Genomic DNA, 5,211 nt, shown 5'->3' on the forward strand with positions numbered 1-5,211 from the left:
GGTTTTAACGTCATTCCACAGGATTAGATTGGGATCAATGTACCAGTGGAAATATTGCATCATTGTGCCGTTGATTGACATGTTGAGCCTCTCTTTTTTTTACAGCGGATAAGGGAAAAATTAGTTCCCTCCCCTTGGCAAGGGGAGGGTTAGGGTGGGATTTGTATCAAGGTATTGGAGATGTTTTCACTTCAGTTAAATGGTACTGACTTAAGGTTGGTGGGCAATGCCCACCCTACGGTATATCAAAAGTTGACATCAAGGCGTGAAACCAGCCCCGACAAAAAACAATCCTTTAGGACACAAACCGAATCACTTCACCCGAACTAGCGGAACCATAACTGACCATGGCTATCTCCTGTCCAGCAGAATTAACTAAAGCAATGATACCAGAACTATTACCTAATTGCATGGTCGTATAATTGGCTCGCGAAATGGTAAATCGTTTGACTTCCTGCGGTTGTATTGTGCCGCTAATATCTTCGGGACGGTCTAATTTATCTTGAAGTTTCCAACCGGATAAATCAATCGGATTACTCGTGGTATTCTTTAACTCAACCCACTCATTCCCTTCATCACTGCCTTCTGGATTGGGTTGGGTGGCGAAAATTACAACATCACCGTTGTTGTTTGTCTCGTTCTCAATTGGCTCAACAACAGGTTCATCATTGTCCGGTGTTTCGCCATCATCCATTGCCAAGAAAATAGGGAAAAAGGAACGAATAAATTCGCCGCGACTGCCATTGGGATTCGTGCTGCGATACAAGACTAAATTATAGGTAGCGTCATTGATGGTAATCCGGCGCTTATCTGTAATTTTGCCGTGAACACTTTCGTAATAAGCAACGGTTGCCATTGCCATTTCACATTCGGGACTCGGACCAACAAAGAAGCCACCTTTGGGTTTAAACAGTTTGGCAATCACGTTTCCTTGCATATCAATCACATTATTAATCATCTGCAAGGTGACAACATTGGGATTTTGGGAACCATCCTCTCCTTTTAAGTCATACTTGTATCCCAAATAATTGACCCGCTGATTTTTTTCATCTAGGTAAAACTTCACCCAAGAGTGATAGCCGGAAACTTTACCAAAGTTTTCTTTTTTACTTCCCGAATGGATATCGAACTTACCCTCACCGACAAACACATGTTCAAAGCCAGAGGCAAACTCAGTCGATTTGCCGCCATAGTGATTCGTATAAAGTTCAAACCAGATCCGCTGTAGCTTTGTGCGGAATTCTTCTTCCGAAAGACTTTCGCCCAAGTTTTGATTGATATAAGTCCGGGCAAGCTGCATAGGCTTAGTTTTGATGATTTTTGCCAAAAACTCTTGTTGTTCTTGGACTTCTTCCTCGTCCGTCATTTCGGGATCAGCGGCACGAACGGCGTAGTTATCTAAAAGTTGAATAAAGCTGGAATAGGTGCGATCATTGTCAAATAGTTTCGCTTCATTGACTTTATGGAAGAGAGGATGAGTCGCTAGATCAATTTCTCGTTTCCCCGCTGCTTTCACCTGTTCATCTAATAAAATATCAGCCTCTGGGTTTTCCCAGTTGCCTGAACTGTTGCGCGGAATAACTGAGAATTGATTCTCATCGTTTTCCCACATTAGCTGATAAATTGTATCGGCGGTTAATTCAAGAGATTTTGGCGGAAAAGTAGGTTCTTCTCCTGTTCCTGGAGTTTCCGACGTATCCTCCTCTTTTTCAGATACAGGATAGGCAATCCAGGCGACAGTTTCATCCAGATGCGCCCCATCCGCCGAACGTCCCTGGGCGACGATTTCATCAAAGCGAATCTCGAATCCTTCTGGGGTAACATGGCGAATCCTTAATCCTGGGGTTTCTGATCCGTTATAGGTTTGGGTCATCGGGATAACGGCGACTTGGGTATCCTGAGGAAACGGCGGATCAAATTTAACAGTATGCCATGTGTTAGATTGGCGATCGGCTTTTAAGGCGAGAATAATGCCAACTCGTTGTTGTGATGAGAGGGGGGATTGAGTCGTCATAATTTTTCTCCTGAACGTGAATAAAGGGTAAATCGTCAACTTATATCTTGCTGTACTGGTAATAGGTTTCACGTTACTGCTACAAACTATTGTAGAGACGCGCCATGGCGCGTCTGGGCGGGTTTAGTCACATCTGGATGCAACCGAAAAGATAATAGTGAAACCCGCCCCTACCCACATTGCGCCACATAACGTGAAAAGTAAGACTGAAGTACGGAGGATTTTATGTTGATCAACGATGAAGCCTAAACGAAGACTAGACGGCGTTTGTTTCCTCTGAGAATGAGTCAACCGATTTGCCGTACTTTTGTCAATCAAATTAAAGATTGGCTTAAGATTCCAGTCGAATCGAGGCAACGACTTGTCCGTGATCCGACTTCCATTTTTTCAGGTCTTCGTAACTCAAGGTTTCATCGATGAGATGATCGTTATAGACAGAAACATACGTGACTTTCCCGATGCGATCCGGATTTTGTGCCACCAATTCTTCACTCACGAGAATATGATCCAGACTTTCGTAGTAGCCGTTGTAGATATGGGTGTAGTAGAAATCACCGTAACTCTGACGCGCCTGAATGTCCTTGACACTATAAAGCAGTACATCCCAGATTTCTTGCTTTTGGGCAAATCTCAGCTTTTCCCACGGGGGTTCACCGGAGATAATTTTGCTGGTTACCGCTAAACCGCTATCGTTTAAATCCCCGATCACAATGACTGGACGTTTGCGGTTTTGCAGCGTTTCCATGAGAATCACCCGTAAAGCCGTGGCTTCAGCCGCCCGACGCAGTAACGCCCGGGCTTGTCCCTTGGCTTTTTCCACGGGGTCAGTGCGATCGGCATCTTCGGGTATGATCGGGCGTTTTGACTTAAGATGAGCTACAAATACTGTACATTCAACGGAATCACTTAAGGCGAGATCCACCGATAACAGGGGACGGGAAAAGCTATGCAGAGGAATGGCTGTCCCTTCCATGTCTAGACGTGCCTTTTCGGGAAATTCGGTGAAGATTTGATGGTTGAGAACCGGAACTTTCGACAGTAGCGCTACGGTTGGTTTGTCCCCAGTGGGATTGGCGGTAATTAGGTTAGCATTGGCACAGTCTGGGGTTTCCGCGAGAATTTGTCGCAAGGCTTCCTCGTGAAACAGTTCCTGGAAACCGATGATATCGGCGTCCATTTGTTCAATTTGACGGGCAATCCAGGTCTTTTTGCGCTGATAAACCTCTGGACTATATTTATTGGTTTCGTAATAGGTGACATTGGGCAGAACTAGGTTATAAAGATTGAATGTGCCAACGTTCAGTGTTTTCTGGCGAACTGGACGTTTTGAGGGTGTTTCCGGTTGCGATGTACAACTACCACAAATAACTTTTTCTAGAACAGCTTCAAAGCCTTTGAGGGTGTCTTGGTCAGTAAATGCTTGTCCCCCGGTTTCTGATGCGACTCTGGCGTATTCGCTTTGGATACTCTCTCGATGTTTACTCTTCGACTTACCCAAATAGGTGTGAATCGTGATATTGGCAGTTTTTGCCTGGGATATGGCGCGATTAGCGGCTTCAATATCCTCTTGGGTGGTTTGAAGACCTCCGGCTTCTAAGGCTTCATCCCCTAGGTAAAAGATTGCCCGGGCGGCATCCTCGCGCCAGTTAAAGTGATTGACAATATCTTCAAGAGTACGGGCGGCATCTTCTTGGGCACCAGCTTCTTTGAGTTCACCCCGTTTTCTTGCCCGGATTTCAGTTTCTGGCGCGTCGCATTCTTGAATTAGATAGTCACGAATTCGACGGCTAAAATTAGTGTTTTTCCAGGTGCCTTCGATGCCAAACCATTCGGTTCGTAAATCGGAAGGGCAGCTAGAACTGGCGGCTTGAATCGCGGCGGCGGCGGCTTGACTAAGGGCTTGGGCTTCATCCCTCATTGAGGGACTGGTATCGATGACGATGACTAAATCGACGGGTGGAATAGAAGGGGTTGAATTGGTCATGTTGTTTTTGAATAAACGGCAATAAATAGTCTCTGTTACCGAGAGGTGGAGATAGGGCGACCCGAGGGAATTGAGTGGACGAGTGTTGTTCATTAGTGCAGCAGGTCGCCCCTACAGGTCTTTAAAGAGGGATTTTTTGTTACCGAGAGGTGGAGATAGGGCGACCCGAGGGAATTGAGTGAACGAGTGTTGTTCATTGATGCAGCGGGTCGCCCCTACAGGTCTTTAACACAAAATTAGTTACAATGTGGCGGCAAATTTTTCAATCTGCTGAATTACCTCATCTACGGAATCGGTAATCGCCAACAGTGAACTGTATTCTCTCCCCGCCGCTAATTGTGCTAATAACGGAAACACGGGTTTTTTACATTTCCAGTAATCTTCGCCTAAGAAAATCATCGGACTCACCACACCAAAGGATTTGTAATGGTTCTGACAAGCGTCTTGGAAGATTTCTTGAATGGTTCCGGCACTCCCTGGAGAATAGATTACCCCATATTTGGCGATCGCGAGTAACCCTTCTTCCCGGATACTATTAGCAAATAGTTTGGCGATGTGGGTGGCGAAAATGGTGGGCGGTTCGTGACCATACAGCCAAGTGGGAATACCTAAACTCTCTGGATATTGCCCATTTTTATCCTGAAGTGGGTATTTTTGTTTCACCGCAAAGGCGGTATCTAACCATTGTTCCATGGGTTTATAAATCGGTGCAGCCGCCAGCATCTCCACCGCATCTTCTAATTCAGCTTGGGAACGATAGGCAAACCATGCACCTAAATGGGTGGCTTCCATTGCACCGGGTCCGCCACCACTGGTCATTAAATAACCCCGACGGGTCAATTCTCCAGAAATTAGCGCCACTTTGATATAGTTGGGATCACTCCGTTTCAGGGAATGTCCGCCCATAATTGCTACAACCTTTCGCCCATCAATCAGTTCTTCTAAAGCATCGGTAATCGCATGATCATGTAACCGTTGGGCGAGGGTTTCCAGAATACTGGCGGGGTGATCTTTACCATTGTTGACATAATGGTCATAGACTCGACCATCCAGAGTATGACTATAGCTTCCTGTCACACCAACTTGATAATCTCCCATTAATTCATCGGGAGAATAAAGACGGTTACGATAGGCATCGTAGGGAACAAATGTTAGAGGCGGAAAAACTAATCCGCCTGTGTTTAAGATATAGGTTAAGGTATCTGGTGTCAGA

At 45.6% G+C, this 5,211-nt stretch carries 3 protein-coding genes; all 3 read right to left on the reverse strand.

Translation table 11 applies throughout. From position 1 onward, the window contains the following. Nucleotides 1–295: 295 nt before the first annotated feature. The gene (locus ACLFWI_RS26300; protein WP_446415376.1) at nucleotides 296–2,014 is read right to left on the reverse strand and encodes a lamin tail domain-containing protein; all 1,719 of its coding nucleotides are present in this window, start codon (nucleotides 2,012–2,014) and stop codon (nucleotides 296–298) included. 331 nt (nucleotides 2,015–2,345) lie between these two features. Further along, nucleotides 2,346–3,998, reverse strand: a complete 1,653-nt coding sequence (locus ACLFWI_RS26305) for an endonuclease/exonuclease/phosphatase family protein (protein ID WP_446415377.1) — start codon at nucleotides 3,996–3,998, stop codon at nucleotides 2,346–2,348. A 240-nt stretch (nucleotides 3,999–4,238) separates the two neighbouring features. After that, nucleotides 4,239–5,211: LOG family protein (locus tag ACLFWI_RS26310; protein WP_446415378.1), on the reverse strand; the 973-nt coding region annotated here is incomplete at its 5' end.

The sequence above is a fragment of the Coleofasciculus sp. genome, from assembly GCF_046539235.1.
GTDB lineage: Bacteria > Cyanobacteriota > Cyanobacteriia > Cyanobacteriales > Coleofasciculaceae > Coleofasciculus.

Bases quoted from the DNA above. Each gene is read 5' to 3' on its own strand.
- ACLFWI_RS26300 (WP_446415376.1), bottom strand. From the start codon at position 2,014: ATGACGACTCAATCCCCCCTCTCATCACAACAACGAGTTGGCATTATT.
- ACLFWI_RS26305 (WP_446415377.1), bottom strand. From the start codon at position 3,998: ATGACCAATTCAACCCCTTCTATTCCACCCGTCGATTTAGTCATCGTC.